This window comes from Ralstonia sp. SET104, from assembly GCF_003851545.1.
Lineage (GTDB): Bacteria > Pseudomonadota > Gammaproteobacteria > Burkholderiales > Burkholderiaceae > Ralstonia.
The window spans coordinates 266,409-281,997 of the sequence record NZ_BHVX01000004.1 but is presented as its reverse complement, the minus strand read 5'-3'; the positions used below and the strand labels follow the sequence as shown (position 1 = coordinate 281,997).

The 15,589-nt window shown below is 61.7% G+C and carries 17 protein-coding genes; 7 read left to right on the top strand and 10 right to left on the bottom strand.

What is annotated here, in order from left to right:
• Nucleotides 1-168: 168 nt before the first annotated feature.
• Genes PSUB009319_RS07770 through PSUB009319_RS07760 form a run of 3 tightly spaced genes read left to right on the top strand, consistent with a single transcriptional unit; the run spans nt 169 to nt 3,350 of the window.
• Nucleotides 169-1,422 (top strand): integrase arm-type DNA-binding domain-containing protein, encoded by a 1,254-nt coding sequence (locus PSUB009319_RS07770; protein WP_124381687.1) that lies wholly within the window; start codon nt 169-171, stop codon nt 1,420-1,422.
• Between the two features lie 45 nt (nt 1,423-1,467).
• A complete protein-coding gene (tnpB, locus tag PSUB009319_RS07765) occupies nt 1,468-1,740 on the top strand; it encodes an IS66 family insertion sequence element accessory protein TnpB (RefSeq protein WP_124381644.1) in 273 nt (90 codons plus the stop codon).
• 29 nt (nt 1,741-1,769) lie between these two features.
• Nucleotides 1,770-3,350 carry an IS66 family transposase gene (locus PSUB009319_RS07760; protein ID WP_124381643.1) on the top strand — a complete coding sequence of 527 codons (1,581 nt, stop codon included), beginning with the start codon at nt 1,770-1,772 and terminating at the stop codon, nt 3,348-3,350.
• Here PSUB009319_RS07760 and PSUB009319_RS07755 read toward each other — a convergent pair.
• On the bottom strand, nt 3,317-3,688 hold the full coding sequence (locus tag PSUB009319_RS07755; protein ID WP_124381642.1) for a hypothetical protein: 372 nt from the start codon (nt 3,686-3,688) through the stop codon (nt 3,317-3,319). The two genes, PSUB009319_RS07760 and PSUB009319_RS07755, sit on opposite strands and share 34 nt — an antisense overlap.
• A gap of 507 nt (nt 3,689-4,195) precedes the next feature.
• Here PSUB009319_RS07755 and PSUB009319_RS07750 point away from each other — a divergent pair.
• Both PSUB009319_RS07750 and PSUB009319_RS07740 read left to right on the top strand, forming a co-directional pair.
• Nucleotides 4,196-4,699 (top strand): hypothetical protein, encoded by a 504-nt coding sequence (locus tag PSUB009319_RS07750; protein ID WP_124381641.1) that lies wholly within the window; start codon nt 4,196-4,198, stop codon nt 4,697-4,699.
• A gap of 443 nt (nt 4,700-5,142) precedes the next feature.
• Nucleotides 5,143-5,427, top strand: a complete 285-nt coding sequence (locus tag PSUB009319_RS07740; protein ID WP_124381639.1) for a hypothetical protein — start codon at nt 5,143-5,145, stop codon at nt 5,425-5,427.
• Nucleotides 5,428-5,934: 507 nt separating this feature from the next.
• On the opposite strand, the gene PSUB009319_RS07735 is transcribed toward PSUB009319_RS07740, so the two are convergent.
• The 3 genes from PSUB009319_RS07735 to PSUB009319_RS07725 all read right to left on the bottom strand — a co-directional run bounded on the left by PSUB009319_RS07735 (nt 5,935) and on the right by PSUB009319_RS07725 (nt 7,478).
• Entirely contained in the window at nt 5,935-6,555 is a 621-nt protein-coding gene (locus PSUB009319_RS07735; RefSeq protein ID WP_124381638.1) for a DUF4126 domain-containing protein, read from the bottom strand.
• Between the two features lie 71 nt (nt 6,556-6,626).
• Nucleotides 6,627-7,085 carry a DUF2501 domain-containing protein gene (locus PSUB009319_RS07730; protein ID WP_124381637.1) on the bottom strand — a complete coding sequence of 153 codons (459 nt, stop codon included), beginning with the start codon at nt 7,083-7,085 and terminating at the stop codon, nt 6,627-6,629.
• A gap of 189 nt (nt 7,086-7,274) precedes the next feature.
• Nucleotides 7,275-7,478 carry a cold-shock protein gene (locus PSUB009319_RS07725; protein WP_004631953.1) on the bottom strand — a complete coding sequence of 68 codons (204 nt, stop codon included), beginning with the start codon at nt 7,476-7,478 and terminating at the stop codon, nt 7,275-7,277.
• Nucleotides 7,479-8,054: 576 nt separating this feature from the next.
• Here PSUB009319_RS07725 and clpS point away from each other — a divergent pair.
• Together clpS and clpA are read left to right on the top strand one after the other, a co-directional pair.
• On the top strand, nt 8,055-8,381 hold the full coding sequence (clpS, locus tag PSUB009319_RS07720) for an ATP-dependent Clp protease adapter ClpS (protein ID WP_004631954.1): 327 nt from the start codon (nt 8,055-8,057) through the stop codon (nt 8,379-8,381).
• On the top strand, nt 8,378-10,666 hold the full coding sequence (gene clpA / locus PSUB009319_RS07715) for an ATP-dependent Clp protease ATP-binding subunit ClpA (protein ID WP_124381636.1): 2,289 nt from the start codon (nt 8,378-8,380) through the stop codon (nt 10,664-10,666). Before clpS ends, clpA begins: the two co-directional genes overlap by 4 nt.
• Nucleotides 10,667-10,735: 69 nt before the next feature.
• Here clpA and dut read toward each other — a convergent pair whose 3' ends face one another.
• The 6 genes from dut to PSUB009319_RS07685 form a co-directional block, all read right to left on the bottom strand.
• Nucleotides 10,736-11,182: a dUTP diphosphatase gene (dut, locus tag PSUB009319_RS07710; protein ID WP_124381635.1), complete on the bottom strand. Its 447-nt coding sequence runs from the start codon at nt 11,180-11,182 to the stop codon at nt 10,736-10,738.
• Nucleotides 11,179-12,234, bottom strand: coding sequence for an LLM class flavin-dependent oxidoreductase (locus tag PSUB009319_RS07705; protein ID WP_124381634.1), 1,056 nt, complete (start codon nt 12,232-12,234; stop codon nt 11,179-11,181). The genes dut and PSUB009319_RS07705 overlap by 4 nt, the downstream gene beginning before the upstream one ends.
• A complete protein-coding gene (coaBC, locus tag PSUB009319_RS07700; protein WP_124381633.1) occupies nt 12,231-13,436 on the bottom strand; it encodes a bifunctional phosphopantothenoylcysteine decarboxylase/phosphopantothenate--cysteine ligase CoaBC in 1,206 nt (401 codons plus the stop codon). The genes PSUB009319_RS07705 and coaBC overlap by 4 nt, the downstream gene beginning before the upstream one ends.
• A gap of 479 nt (nt 13,437-13,915) precedes the next feature.
• Complete coding sequence (locus tag PSUB009319_RS07695; protein WP_260392905.1) at nt 13,916-14,245, bottom strand: hypothetical protein; 330 nt, start codon at nt 14,243-14,245, stop codon at nt 13,916-13,918.
• Nucleotides 14,246-14,271: 26 nt separating this feature from the next.
• Nucleotides 14,272-14,958: a thioesterase domain-containing protein gene (locus PSUB009319_RS07690; protein ID WP_124381631.1), complete on the bottom strand. Its 687-nt coding sequence runs from the start codon at nt 14,956-14,958 to the stop codon at nt 14,272-14,274.
• A 5-nt stretch (nt 14,959-14,963) separates the two neighbouring features.
• Nucleotides 14,964-15,503: a PAAR domain-containing protein gene (locus PSUB009319_RS07685; RefSeq protein ID WP_124381630.1), complete on the bottom strand. Its 540-nt coding sequence runs from the start codon at nt 15,501-15,503 to the stop codon at nt 14,964-14,966.
• Between the last annotated feature and the right edge of the window lie 86 nt (nt 15,504-15,589).

The window sequence follows — 15,589 nt, the reverse complement described above, 5'->3', positions numbered from 1 at the left end:
AGGGTGTTTCACCCCGAGTCATGAAACCCCGGTGGCGTAAGGCCTTCCGGGGTTTTTTGTTTTATGCTGTATCAGGCAGTATCATGGAAACACTCACTTAGTGAGGGCAAATCTGAGGGCAATGAGGGCGGAAGAACCCTCGCTATCCTCACTTCCGAGGGCAAGTCCATGCGCCACTTCAACTACGTCCTGACCCCCACGCGGATCAACAACGCGAAGCCCAAGGAAAAGCCGTACAAGCTGGTGGATGGCGGTGGACTGTTCGTGTTGGTTTCCCCAGGCGGGGCGAAGAACTGGAAATATCAATACCCACTGGGCGGCAAGCGCCGCGAAGTCACCATCGGGCGCTATCCCGAAATCAGCGTGGCGGATGCCCGCGACCGGCACGCCGAATACCGGGCGATGGTCGAGCGCGGCGAAGACCCGGCAGCGCACAGACGTGAAAAAAAGGCCGAGCGCGCAACGCGTGAGGCGCTGGATGCCGATGCGGGCCTGTTCAAAGCGTTTTCCCTCAAGTGGATCGATGAGCGTCTTGCAGGCAAGACGGAGGGCTACCGAAAGCAGATTCGGTCGCGCTTGGATCGGTTTGTGTGGCCTGCCATCGGGCGCAAGGCACTGGAAGACGTGAAGCCTGCCCACGTGCTGGCGATCATCGAGGAGCTACGGCCTACACCGAACACTGCGGAGGGGGTGCGCGGCATCATTCAGCAGTGTTACGACTACGCCGTGCAAAAGCTGCTGGTGGAGGCAAACCCCGCGCGGCCACTGCGCGGCGTTATCACTGTCCCGAAGGCCGAACATCACCGCCACCTGTCCGAATCCGAGCTTGGTACGTTCTGGCGCGCGCTTGGCAAACAAGGAGCGCATCCGTCTACCACTGCCGCCGTTCGCCTGCTGATGTACAGCATGTGTCGGAAAATCGAGGTGCTGCGCGCCAAGTGGACGGAATTCAATCTAGATAAGGCACAGTGGGACATACCTGCCGAGCGGATGAAGTCACGCCGTCCGCACCGCGTCCATCTGTCTCGCCAAGCCTTGGAAGTGTTGGAGGTACAGCGGGCAGTGAGCGGCGGCTATGAGTACGTTTTTCCGTCGCCATCGATCCCGACAGTACCGCTGGCCGATGCCACGTTGAACCACCTGTTCAAGCGCCTGGATTTCGGCGTGCCGGATTTTTCCCCGCACGGTACGCGCGGCACGGCGGCGACGCTGCTACGGGAGCACGGATTCAGTCGCGACGTGGTGGAACTGTTGCTAGCGCATACCGAGCGCAGCCAGACGGCGGCCAGCTATCACCACCATGAATTGGAAACGGAGCGACGCAAGGCGTTGCAATACCTGGCCGATGAGATCGACCGGCAAGCCGCTATTGCGGCGGCTGGCAACGTAGTGAACATCAAGGGCAGGGCGGTTTCTGCTTGACAGTCACGGGCCGCGCCTAGATCGACGGATCGAAAACCGGGCAGCCTGGCCGCCAAGGTCCAGACCGTACTGGAGCGAGATCCGTTCAGTGGCCACGTGTTCGTGTTCCGAGGCAAGCGCGGCGATCTGGTCAAAGTGCTGTGGTGGAGCGGTGACGGCATGTGCTTGCTGATGAAACGCCTGGAACGTGGCCGGTTCGTGTGGCCACGTGCCGATGGTGGCGTGGTGTGCCTGAGCCAGGCACAACTGTCGATGCTGCTCGAAGGCATCGACTGGCGACAGCCGGTCCGTACGGCGGAGCCGACATCGGCGTTGTAAACCTATCGACGGCTGCGTAAACTGCCGCCATGACTGCGGCAAACTCGTATCCAGATGACATCGAAGCGCTCAAGGCCTTGCTGCTTGAGCGCGATGCGCGCATCGGGCATCTGGAAGACGTGGTCGAATCGCACAAGGCGGCAAACGCTACAGCCAAGGCCGAGATCGAGCACCTGAAACTGCTGATCGCGAAGCTGCGCCGCATGCAGTTCGGCCGCAGCTCCGAGAAGCTCGACCACCAGATCGAACAGCTCGAGTTGCGACTGGAAGAGCTCGAGGCTGACGAAGGCGCAGCGCCTATCGAGGTTCCAAAGACGCCACGCACGGCGCCGGAACAGGCGCCACGCAAACCACTCCCCGAGCATCTGCCCCGCGAGATCCTGACTCACTGGCCGGAATCGGGGGAAACCTGCGCGGCGTGCGGCTGCTTCATGAAGCAGCTCGGTGAAGACGTCTCCGAACAGCTTGAATATGTACCGGCGAGCTTCCGCGTGATTCGCCATGTGCGTCCCAAACTGGCGTGCACGTGCTGCGACCACATCGCACAAGCCGCTGCGCCGAGCCGCCCCATCGAGCGTGGCCTGGCTGGTCCGGGCTTGCTGGCGCATGTGCTCGTCTCGAAGTTCGCGGACCATCTGCCGCTGTATCGCCAGTCGGCGATCTATGCGCGCGAGGGCGTTGAGCTGGATCGCTCTCTGCTGGCGAAATGGGTTGGCCACAGCGCGAACCTGCTGCAGCCGCTGGTCGACGCGTTACGCCGGCACGTGATGGCGGCAACGAAGCTGCATGCCGACGATACGCCAGTGCCAGTGCTCGCACCGGGCAACGGCAAGACGAAAACCGGTCGGCTGTGGGTCTACGTGCGCGACGACCGGAACTCTGGCGACATGACGCCGCCAGCCGTCTGGTTCACCTATACGCCGGACCGCAAGGGCATCCAGCCGCAGCGGCACCTCGAATCGTTCAACGGCACGCTGCAAGCCGATGCCTATGGTGGTTACCAGGCCATCTACGAGACCGGACGAGTGACCGAAGCCGCTTGCTGGGCCCATGCCCGACGGCAGTTCTACGAATTGCATGCTGCACGGCCGAATGCCTTGAATACCGGAGCGCTGGAACGCATCGGCGCGCTGTACAAGGTTGAAGAAGCGATCCGGGGGAAACCGCCCGATGAGCGGCGAGCGTACCGGCAAACGCACGCCAGGCCCTTGCTCGATCAACTCCACGCGTGGCTGAGCGCCACGCTGGAAACACTCTCGCGCAAATCCGACACGAGCCGGGCGATCCTCTATGCCCTGAACCGATGGGAGGCACTTACGCGCTATTGCGACGATGGGCACCTGGAGATCGACAACCTGCCAGTCGAGCGCGCGCTGCGCGGCGTGGCCATCGGACGGCGGAATTACCTGTTCGCTGGAGCAGACTCGGGTGGCGAGCGTGCAGCCGCCATCTACAGTCTGATCGGCACGGCCAAGCTCAATGACATCGATCCCGAAGCATATCTGCGCCATGTGCTGGCACACATCGCGGATCATTCAATCAACCGGATCGACGAACTCCTACCGTGGCATCTGGATCAGTCGTCGTACTCGAGCGGTGTGTCGGCGTAGTCCAGAACAATGGTGTGGATGCAAACCTCGCACCACTCCCGGAACATCTTGAGCGTCCGGTTGCGCGGCCATAGATCTGGATCGATATACCAGTCCTCCAGCAACTGCTCGAAAATGACCTTCCAGTTCCGCTGAATCCAGCGCTTGCCCGGCTGGTCGGGGTCATCAGTGCCATCCGTGGGAATCAGGAACGCGGATGGTTCCTCGCGCGCATCCTCGAACGTGACGGTGGCATTGGCTGGAGTGGGATCGGTCGCGTTGATCCATTCGACGAACGGCGCCTTGGGCAGGATGATGGCAACGACCCGGTTCGTAACGTAAAGCGGCTCCAGCGGCATGCTGTCGATCCTCGTGTCAGAAGATCGCATGCTAAAGCAAGACGGCCATCAGGCCACGCTTACTCCTCGACACGGAATAGACCAGTTCCGTGTGAAGGAACAGGAGAGGCGCTTACCGTTCCGTGTGGAGGAACGAAAACGGACATTTTGGGGGATTCGACTGTTCCGCGACACGGAAACAATGAATGTTGCCAGTTACCCCCCACTGAAAAGCGTTCGAGTGTTGTGGGGAAAAAAGGCAGGAGCGGGGTGCGGGCGGTCTCGGAACGGACCCCATGCAATTAAATTTCCGGCGTGCTGGATCATCAGGCGCATTGAACAGAAGAGAGCGATCAAAGCCAGCAAAAGCAATGCCCAAGCGGATTTGAGGGATTTTTGTGGACAAATCGAGGGTTTGCTCATTCTGATGATTTCGTATTCTGTGAGGATCGTATGCGCGGCGGCATGAGATGGGGAGCCGGTAGACCGGCGTGGAAGCCAAAGACGACGCAATGCCGAAGCATCGACGTGCGACGGCTGCATCGGGACAACCTGTTACGGGCAGGGCTGGCCTACGGCTGGCAGTGGAAAGGCGACACGGGCAAGGTAACGGCGAGCATTGACGTGCGCACCGATCACGGCGGGCTAACGGTCTCATACACGACAAACGGCGAGGACGTGGAACAGCGCATCGGCATCGTCACCACGCGATGCAACTACGGCGGCGGGCGTCCCTGGTTCGTCTGCCCGTACTGCCACAAGCGGAGGGCGCTGCTATACCTCGTGCGGCAAGTGGCCTGCCGGACGTGCTTCCATATGACGTACCCGAGTCAGTGCGAGGATGCCATAGGGCGGCTGTGGCGCAAGCAAACCAAGATTGAGGCACGGCTGCACTCTGGCAAGCGCATGCAGGAGCGGACCCGCGAGCGGCTGATTGACGAGCTATGCCGGATCGAGGATGTCAAGGACGGCGTTCTGTACGAGCAAATTGCACGCCTGCTGAGGCACGCAGAGGCGTCCAAGTTTCTGTAGTCAGATACGGTCGCTACGATCTTGCAATATTGGTCGCGTGTACTATCAACCAAGCTGGCAAAGTCGCGTGGGCTGGATATGAACGGTATCACTGCTGCGCGCGATTGTTGGCTTGTTGCTCGACCATGAGGGTGGGAATATGCGTTGGATTGCTTTGGTGGCCTGTGCTGCTTTGTCGGCGTGTGCCTCATCGTCACAGACCTTCGGGCCGGACGGCGAGGTGGCCTATAACCTGAACTGTTCTGGGTTGGCACGCACCTGGGGAATGTGCTTGGAGAAGGCGGGCGAAATTTGCCAGACCAGGGGCTACCGGATCATCTCCAGTAGCGCGGACACTGGCGCTCTCATGACCGCCGCAGCGAACCCATCTGGTGGCTTCGCGTCGGGGGGTACAACAATCAGCCGGTCCATGGTCATTGCATGTAAGCAATGAGGAGACTGCCATGAAAGCTATTCCTGTCGCGTTGCTTGTACTCGCGCTCGCCACGCCAGCTTCCGCAGATTGTGTCTACGGCGCCAAGAGTTCTACTAGCTTCCGCGTGCTGGATGACCATACCCTCCTTCTTGAAGGGGCCATATCCGGCGCGATCATGCTGAAAAGCTTTTCATTTTTCATGCCGTACTCTCGCATCACCGTCCTGAAGGATTCGTTCTGCGATTACGCCACCGACGTCCTCTACGTGAATGGCATGACTGTGTCGGTCCAAGAAGTGAAACAGATCCGATGAGCACAGCGCCACGTATCCGCAGCAGGCCGCTGCGAGAGTTCTTTGCTAGGACGCACCCACCGCCCGCTGCACCGGCAATTCGATCATGCGCTGTGGCAGGCTGCCTGTGGATAAGTGGGATAGCCGCTCGCTAGTGAGTGTAAATCGGAGGGTAAATCGAAGTCTGTACTTTGGCGTGCCTTTCTGTGATTGGGTTCGCGGGAAATTTACACAGAATGATCGAGTAAGCACGTCGCTCGCGGCTTCGGCCGTGATGGATGCGAAAAACCCCGGCAGCTTCGGCTGGCCGGGGTTTTTTTATTTGAAGCTGCGACCGACTCTGCGGGTGCTCGCAGTCTTGGCGGGTTCGCGTTCTCAAACCTAAGGGGCGGGCGAGCACAGGCAAGCTGGAAAATCGATGCCTGCTCCACATCTAGTGGAGCGCCGCGAGCGCGAGGAATGCTGAGCGCGTTATGAGCCGCGCCGGCTTTCTGCTGTTCGGGCTGTTGCGTGCCTTCGGATAGCGTCTTAGCGCGGCAGCCGGGTTGTGCCGGCAGGCGGTGGCTCAGGCGAGCGCCCACGCAGTGCGTCGCGCAGCCGCCGCACGCCGCGCCACAGCTTGGGCAGCAGCCACACTGATACCAAGAGCAGCAGCGCCAGCACCACCAGAAACGCAATCGGCAGGAAAAACGCCATCAGCAAGCCGCCGCTGGCGGCCACGTCTTCACTGAACGACGCTACCCAGTTCGAGAATGGCTCGGGCGACGTGTTGATCAGCGCCCGCGTGCCCGCCTTGGTGGCATGTGCTGTGCCCGCCAGCGTGCCGCCAATCAAGCCCGCCGCCACCACCCATTGCGGATCAAGCTGCCCGAATGCGGCCGCCGCCAGAATCGCCCCTGCAGGCACGCGGATGAAGGTCTGGATGCCATCCCACACGGAATCGAAACCGGGGATCTTGTCGGCAAGGAATTCCGCCACGGCCAGCACGCCAGCCAGGCCGATCACCCACCACGATTCCAGCATCTGCAAGCCGGGCGGCAAGTGCAGCCACCCGGTGCGCCCAAGCACACCGGCAGCAAATACGGCCAGGTACAGACGGAATCCGCTGGTCCAGGACAACCCGGCGGCCAGCGCGGCGGTTTCCAGCATGGGGTTCCTTGAATGGCAGGCGAGCGGTCAGCCGATATTGCAGTGTAGTGCGCGCTCGCCTGCGCTGCGGCTTAAAGCAGTGATTTGCCTTGAGACAGAATTTTGTCGCAAGCCTGCTTGGTGATCTGCGACTTGAGGTTGCTCAGGTCGAATTGGTTGCCATCCGAACTTGTCAGGAGGCCCTTTGTGCCGTCGGTGTAACCGGGGTTGGATCCCGGCGCGCCGCCCAGTTTGCCGAGCAGCTTGTCCTTGACCGATGCCGCATCGGTGGCGCCGCCCAGGTAGTTGTTCTTCATGCAGAACTCCAGCACGCCAGCCACATTGCCGGTGTTGCCCGACGCCAATGCGCCGAGCGACGGTACACCGCCCAGGCTGCCGATGCTGCCTAGGCCACCCGCGGCGCCTTGGCTGTTGTTGCCTTGCGTGGCGCCCTTGATAAGGTCGCCGAGTTGCGCGTGGGTGGCGGCGGGAAGCAGCGCGGCGATCAGCAGTGTTGCCATGGCGGCGATGCGGGTCAGGTGGGGTTTCATGCAGGGAGCTCCTTGAAATGACACGGGCATCATGCACACCGTAGTGCACAACTCGCCGAAATGACGTGTTGCGCGCGGTGAGATATACCCGCCATTGTCCTGCGCCCCGGCAACAAAAAACCCGGCATGTCGCCGGGTTTTTTGCATTTGGACACCATCGCCTTTAGGCGGGGTGCCGCGCAACGCCAATCAGGCAGCCTGGATGTTGGTAGCCTGCTTGCCCTTCGGGCCTTGCGTCACTTCGAACGAGACGCGCTGATTTTCCTTGAGCGTCTTGAAACCAGCCATCTGAATGGCCGAGAAATGCGCGAACAGCTCTTCGCCGCCTTCATCAGGCGAGATGAAACCGAAACCCTTGGCGTCGTTAAACCATTTGACCGTACCGAGTGCCATGAAAACCCCTCCGTTAAAACACAAGTCCGAGCCGGGAGGGTATGCCTGTCGGGGCAGTGCAGAACGGTACCGCGCAGTCATCGCCCGGCCGTCGGCCCCAGGGCACGACGAATGGCGCGGGTGGAACCGCGCCGCAAGCGATCGGTCTTCTTGTGGCAAACACCACAGCCTGAAGCGGTTGTCGATCTGTAGTCGACTGGTGTGAGGCCTCCCGGGCTCACCATTCATGCGGCTCGCTGCCAACGGTTTGCGGGGCAGTAGGGCGCACATGTTGAATTCGATTGTTCGAGGATTGCAAGAAGCTGTCAAGGCCACAAAGGGTGGGTCTGTGGCAAAAAACGGTCAGTTTTTGAAGAGGATTTGCTCGAAATTCGACTAATCGCCCTCACGTAGAGAAAACGATTGGCATGTCAGGCCCAGAGCTTGCGCAGTTTCCCGCCAGCGTGCAGCGGGTAAAACCGTGCGCCCCCCGGGGGCTGGCAGACGCACGCGGCGTGGGCCAAACCGTTTGTAGACCTTGAAGTCGGTGTTATTTCCCCAAATTGCGAACTCGAAAGGAGTGGTTAGAATAAGACCATGGCAATCCGGCAAGCGACCACTCCACAACACGATGCAGGCACCGTACTGGAGCGGAAAGAGCAAGCGCTCAAACCGCCCGCGATGTACAAGGTGCTGCTGCTCAACGACGACTACACCCCGATGGAATTCGTCGTGATGATTCTTCAGCAATACTTCAGCAAAGACCGGGAGACAGCGACACAAATCATGCTGACGGTGCATCGGGAAGGTAAGGGCGTGTGCGGTCTCTATACCCGGGATATCGCCGCGACGAAAGTGGAATTAGTGTCAACGCATGCACGGCAGGCGGGTCATCCGCTGCAGTGCGTGATGGAGGAAGCATGATCGCGCAAGAACTGGAAGTCAGCCTGCACATGGCGTTTGTTGAAGCCCGCCAGGCTCGCCACGAATTCATTACGGTGGAGCATCTGCTGCTTGCGCTGCTGGACAACCCGACGGCCGCGGAAGTGCTGCGCGCATGCGCCGCCAACATTGAAGACCTTCGCACGCACCTGAAGAACTTCATCGCCGACAACACCCCGGTCGTGCCCGGCACGGACGAGGTGGATACACAGCCGACGCTGGGTTTCCAGCGCGTGATCCAGCGCGCCATCATGCACGTGCAGTCCACCTCCAACGGCAAGAAAGAGGTGACGGGCGCGAACGTACTGGTCGCCATCTTCGGCGAGAAGGATTCCCACGCGGTGTACTACCTCCAGCAACAGGGCGTGACCCGGCTGGACGTCGTCAACTTCATCAGTCACGGCATCCGCAAGGACCAGGCTGAGCCCGCCAAGCAAGGCGAAGGCAACCCCGAAGGCGAAGGCGGCGACGGCAAGGAAAGCCCGCTGGAGCAGTTCACCCAGAACCTGAACGCGCTGGCCAAGGCCGGCAAGATTGATCCGCTGATCGGCCGCGAGCAGGAAGTCGAGCGCGTGGTGCAGGTGCTGTGCCGCCGCCGCAAGAACAACCCGCTGCTGGTGGGCGAGGCGGGCGTCGGCAAGACGGCCATCGCCGAAGGTTTGGCATGGCGCATCACCAAGGGCGAGGTGCCGGACATCCTGTCCAAGTCCGTCGTCTATTCGCTCGACATGGGCGCGCTGCTGGCCGGCACCAAGTACCGCGGGGACTTTGAGCAGCGCCTGAAGGGCGTGCTGAAGTCGCTCAAGGACAACCCGAACGCGATCCTGTTCATCGACGAGATTCACACATTGATTGGCGCGGGCGCCGCTTCGGGTGGCACGCTGGACGCCAGCAACCTGCTCAAGCCGGCGTTGTCCTCAGGTGCGCTCAAGTGCATTGGCGCGACCACGTTCACCGAATATCGCGGCATCTTCGAGAAGGACGCGGCGCTGTCGCGGCGCTTCCAGAAGATTGACGTGGTGGAGCCGACGGTTGACCAGACCGTGCAGATTCTGCGTGGGCTGAAGTCGCGCTTTGAAGAGCACCACGGTGTGAAGTACGCATCGTCGGCACTCACCGCTGCGGCAGAGCTGTCGGCCCGCTTCATCACGGATCGCCACCTGCCGGACAAGGCCATCGACGTGATCGACGAGGCCGGTGCGGCGCAACGCATCCTGCCGAAGTCGAAGCAGAAGAAGACCATCGGCAAGGCCGAGATTGAAGACATCGTCTCGCGCATCGCCCGTGTCCCGCCGCAAAGCGTGTCACAGGATGACCGCAGCAAGCTGCAGACGCTGGAGCGCGATTTGAAGTCGGTCGTGTTCGGGCAAGACCCGGCTATCGACGCACTGGCCTCGGCCATCAAGATGTCGCGTGCCGGGTTGGGCAAGACGGACAAGCCGATCGGCTCGTTCCTGTTCAGCGGCCCGACGGGTGTGGGCAAGACGGAAGTTGCCAAGCAGTTGGCGTTCATTCTCGGCATCGAGCTGATCCGCTTCGACATGTCGGAGTACATGGAGCGCCATGCCGTGAGCCGGCTCATTGGCGCGCCGCCGGGCTATGTGGGCTTTGACCAGGGCGGTCTGCTGACGGAAGCCGTCACCAAGAAGCCGCACTGCGTGCTGCTGCTCGATGAGATTGAAAAGGCGCACCCGGACATCTTCAACATCCTGCTGCAGGTGATGGACCACGGCGCGCTGACCGACAACAACGGCCGCAAGGCGGATTTCCGCAACGTGATCATCATCATGACGACCAACGCGGGCGCCGAGACGATGAACAAGGCGACCATCGGCTTCACCACGACGCGCGAACAGGGCGACGAGATGGCCGACATCAAGCGCATGTTCACGCCGGAGTTCCGCAATCGTCTGGATGCGACCATCAGCTTCCGCTCGCTGGATGAAGACATCATCATGCGCGTGGTCGACAAGTTCCTCATGCAGTTGGAAGAGCAACTGCACGAGAAGAAGGTGGACGCCATCTTCACCGAGAAGCTGCGTCGCTTCCTGGCGAAGAAGGGCTTCGACCCGCTGATGGGCGCGCGCCCGATGCAGCGCCTGATCCAGGACATGATCCGCAAGGCGCTGGCGGACGAACTGTTGTTCGGCAAGCTGACCAACGGCGGCAAGGTGGTGGTGGACCTGGACGACGCTGAGGCGGTGAAGCTCGAGTTCTCCGAGAACGAGGCGCCGCCGGCACCCGCGCAGGAAGAAGCGGAAGCCTGAAGTTCAGGTCGCTGCCAAAGAAAACGGCCCGGAAACCCCGGGCCGTTTTTTTATGTGCGCGGACGCCGCTTAGTGGCGCCCAGTGCTGCCAAAACCGCCAGCGCCACGCTCGCTCTCTGCAAAGTCGTCCACGATGTTCAGCTCGGCCTGTACCACGGGCACGATCACGAGCTGTGCGAGGCGTTCCATCGGGTTGAGCACGAACGCTGTGTTGCCGCGATTCCACGTGCTGACCATGAGCTGGCCCTGGTAGTCGGAATCGATCAGGCCGACGAGGTTGCCGAGCACGATGCCGTGCTTGTGGCCCATACCCGAGCGCGGCAGGATCAGCGCGGCATAACCCGGATCGGCCAAGTGGATGGCCATGCCGGTCGGGATCAGGTGCGTGGTGCCGGGCTCGATGGTGAGCGGGGCGTCGATGCAGGCGCGCAGGTCCAGCCCGGCGCTGCCGGTGGTGGCGTACTGCGGACGCTGCTCGTGCAGGCGGGCGTCGAGGATCTTGACATCGAGTTTCATGCGGGGCAGGCCGAAGATGGGTTGGCTGAGGTGGCAGAAGCCGGAGATGGTAGCGCAAACGCCTCCGCCAGCAGCTCGTACGAGCGCAGGCGGGCTTTGTAGCTGGGGGCGACGGTCAGTACGATCAGCTCGTCGGCGACGAAGCGTTCTTTGAGCGCGTGCATCTGGTCAGCAATCGACTCCGGCGTGCCGATGATGCTGCGCGGCCGCTCGCGCATGACGATGGCCTGCTCGCGCTCGGTGTAGACATGCGCTTCGCCTTGTTCGACGGTCGGGATCGGGCCGTTGGCGCCAATCGCCATCTGCACGCGGCGCAAGTCAATCGCAGCTTCGTAGCGGCGCGCCTCGGCCTCGGTGTCTGCCGCGATCACGAAGACGGCGGCAGCGCTGTACGGCCGTGCGTCGTAGCCGGGTTCGAAATCCGTGCGGTACTGCTGCGCGACGATGTGCCCGACGTGCGGATTGATGAAGTGCGCAAACGCGAAACGGATACCGAGGCGCGCGGCCAACGCGCCACCAAAATCGCTGGAGCCGAGCACCCACAGTTCAGGTTGGGTGTCGATCTCGGGCTGCAGGATGACGCCGTAGGCGGGGTGATCCGGCGGCAGCGTGCCCGTCAGGTGCCAGATCAGTTCCTGCACCTGCTGCGGGAAGATGTCGCCGCGGTTGTAGTCGCCCATGGCCACCGCCTGCGCGGTGCGCATGTCGCCACCGGGGGCGCGGCCGACGCCCAGGTCGATGCGGTTCGGGAACAGCGCTTCCAGCAATCGGAATTGCTCGGCCAGCTTGAACGGGCTGTAGTAGGGCAGCATCACGCCGCCTGAGCCCACGCGCAGGTGCTTTGTGGCGCTCGCCACGCGGGCGATCATCACCTCCGGCGCCGGGTTGCTGACGCCGCGCAGGCCGTGGTGCTCGGCGCACCAGTAGCGCGTGTAGCCGAGCGCGTCAGTCAGTTGCGCAAGGTCGACCGTTGCGGCGATGGCGTCGCGCGCGCTGTGCCCGTAGATGACAGGACTTTGGTCGAGCACAGACAGGCGGATCGATGTGCTCATGGCTGCGCTCCGTGCACGCGGTCTGCGATGGCGGCGACGATCTGGCGCGCCAGCGTCAGCTTGTCGGCGCGCGGCAGGCGGGTGATGCCGCTGGCGTCGAACAGCGCGACTTCGTTGTCGTCGCGGCCGAAAGTCTGGTGGCCGAGGTTGCCGACCAGCAGCGGAATGCCTTTCTTCTGGCGCTTGGCCTCGCCAAATTCCTCCAGGCGCTCGGTCTCGGCTGCAAAGCCGACGCAGAACGGTGCATTGGCGCGGCGCGCAACAGCGGCGAGGATGTCAGGATTTTGCGTAAACGTCAGCGCCGGTACGTCGGTGTCGTTCTGCTTCTTGAGCTTGTGGTCGGCCGCTTGTGCGACGCGCCAGTCGGCCACGGCGGCCACGGCGATGAAGATGTCATTCTTGGCGCTATCCAGCTCGCGCATGACGGCATCGTGCATCTGCTGGGCGGTCTGCACGTCGATGCGCAGCACGCCAGCGGGCGTGTCCTGGTAGCACGGTCCGGCGACGAGTGTGACTTCTGCGCCGGCTTGCGATGCGGCGCGCGCCAGCGCAAAACCCATCTTGCCGCTGGAAAGATTGGTGATACCGCGTACGGGGTCGATCGGCTCGAAGGTCGGCCCCGCCGTCAGCAGCACGCGGTGGCCGCGCAGCAGCTTGGGCTGAAAGAACCCAACGAGCTGCTCGACGATGTCTTCGGGCTCCAGCATGCGGCCGTCACCGACTTCGCCGCACGCCTGATCGCCGGCGTCGGGGCCGAGCAGGGTGACGTCGTCGGCGCGCAATTGGGCGGCATTGCGCTGCGTGGCGGGTGCGGCCCACATCTGCCGGTTCATGGCCGGGGCCACGAGCAGCGGGCAGTCGCGCGCGATGCACAGCGTGGAGAGCAGATCGTCGGCCATGCCATGCGCGAGCTTGGCGAGGAAATCTGTCGAAGCCGGGGCAATGACGATGGCATCCGCCTCGCGCGAGAGGTCGATGTGCGGCATGTTGTTGCCGATGCGGTTGTCCCATTCCGACGTGAAGACCGGGCGGCCGGAAAGCGCCTGCATCGTCACCGGCGTGATGAAGTGCGTGGCGGCGTCGGTCATCACCACCTGCACGGTCGCGCCAGCCTTGGTCAGCAGCCGCACCAGTTCGGCCGACTTGTAGCACGCGATGCCGCCGGTCAGGCCGAGGACGAAATGTTTGCCTTGCAGTTCCATAGGTGTCCGCTGGGAATGCGGTTGATACGGGAAGTGTGGGGATGATACCGGCTCGGCATCGGGCGTGTTCGGATGCGGCGCATAGCCCCGATGGCGACGTGCCCACCACCGACGATGGACCTCGAAGCACCGGCGTTGATGCAAAAAGCAGCATCGGTGGACCTCAGAGCCTCATCGTTGATAAAAAAAGCAGCAGCGGTGGTTCTCCGAGGTTCATTCGTGCTGAAAAAAGCAGCAACAGTGGAGCCCCGAAGGTCCGGAGGCGCCCCTTTTGGGTGCATGCATGGGGGTCGAGGGGCCATTGATGAGGTTCAGAGCCCCGGCGATGATGCTCAGAGGTCGATCAATGAAGGTCAGCGGTCCAACGTCGGCGCTTTGGGAGTGGCTGGCGTATGGGGCTGAGGCCGGCCGATCGTCGTGCAGGAAAAACGAAACCCTCGCGGGCGAGGGTTCGAGCGAAAGACGTACGTGGGCCAGTGCTAGCGGGTGGGCGCTGATAAGGTGGATTGTTTTGGCGGCAGCTTGTGTACAAGCCAAGTGTCTGCAAGCGCGTAGCACCCCACGAAGACCACAATTCCGACCGCCATTGAGGCGAAGACTCGGAGCCTGGCGCCAGCGCGCCGGAACAGCACAAACACCGCGATAGGCAATTCCACCAGCACTAGGAGGAAGCCGGCAAACACGGCGGCTCCGCCGATTGCTACGAGCCGCCCTGTCCTTACTGCGTCCAGCGTGATGTCGGCAAACAAGGTCACATGAATCAAGAAGGCCCCGCCGACGAGCACCAACAGGCTCGTGAGCACATCCATTACCCGAATCAGCCGGGTTCGCATCATTACTTCAGCCCCTCGCCAACGACTCGCTTTGCCAGCGCGGCCCATCGCTGGGGGCTGTCCTTAACCACATGTGCGTAGTAGAAGTGCCCTTCACCCTTGCCTGCGGCGAATTGCTTCGCCAGCACGGGAGCGCTTGCCAACAGCGCGGCCTCAGACATGCCAGCATAGATCGGGTCGCCATATTGCTGCAGATCAATCACCACGACTTTGCGGATGAGCCTGTGCCGTTTGAGGTTGGCAAGGAAGTCACCGTCGATAGGAGAGCCGATCAGAACCAGGTGGTCAATCGCGTGCCCGTTTCGGGCGTAGGACCATGCTGTCTGTGCCGCCAGTAGGGAACCATAGCTGTAGCCGATCAGGTTGAACTGGCCGGCCTCCGCTGACATGCCGCTTGAGATTGTCCATTCACCGTCGTCCTGGAACCGAACCACCAGGCCAGACCGGATCGCATCAATGAAGGTGCCGGTCAGACCGGGATAGTCAGCGGTGCCAGTATTGGTCAAGCCGACAAAACAATGCTTGAGGCCGGCTTGCCTGAATGCCTCCACTTGAGGGCGCAGGTATCCACCATCTAGTCCGGCCCCACCCCAATACAGAGTTCCTCTGGGCCTCAACAGCGAGATTTTCATGGCGGCCGTGTCCGAGACTGGCGTCAACTCCATCATGACCGTCTTGATTGGTTGCATGGAAATCAATCTCCAAAGATTTCAAGTCTGACTGTTTCTGACGTAGCACCACTCAAGAGGCCGGTCATCCCTTGCTCGTCGGTGCGCCCTTCAATTGAGCCGGTCTGACCAACCAGACGGTATCGAACATGCGCCAGCGGCCGCCCAGTGGCCTCATCAACAATTTGCGCTCGTCGATCGTAGCGTTGTGCATGGGTCTGCTTGGCGGTCTGCAATGGCAAGCCAGTTGGCCCAAAGCCCATTTCCGCCAATTCATGCACTTGAAACTCGTCGAACATCTTGTCTTGCGAGGCGATCATGACGGGTGGGGGCGAGCACTTGCAAATACATACATCGTCCTCTAGCGCCATTTGCTTGCCCATCCAGTCGTTCGGCCATCGTGGACCTCTCGGAACGATGGTGCCGGTGGTCTTGCAAGTTGGGCATACCACCGTGGCTCCCAGGAAAGTCAGTGCAGTGTTTTCGTTAAAAACGTCTTCCATCCCGTCTATGACGGTTCCGCCCCCCGAAGATTTGTCGTAAAGCTGCAGATACTTGCGCCGCATGTCGTCCTGTCGCTGTGGTGGGAAAGGATGTCAGCATGATTGCGGGCAAGGCGCCCCGGTGGCGAGCGCAAACAAATTGACGGATT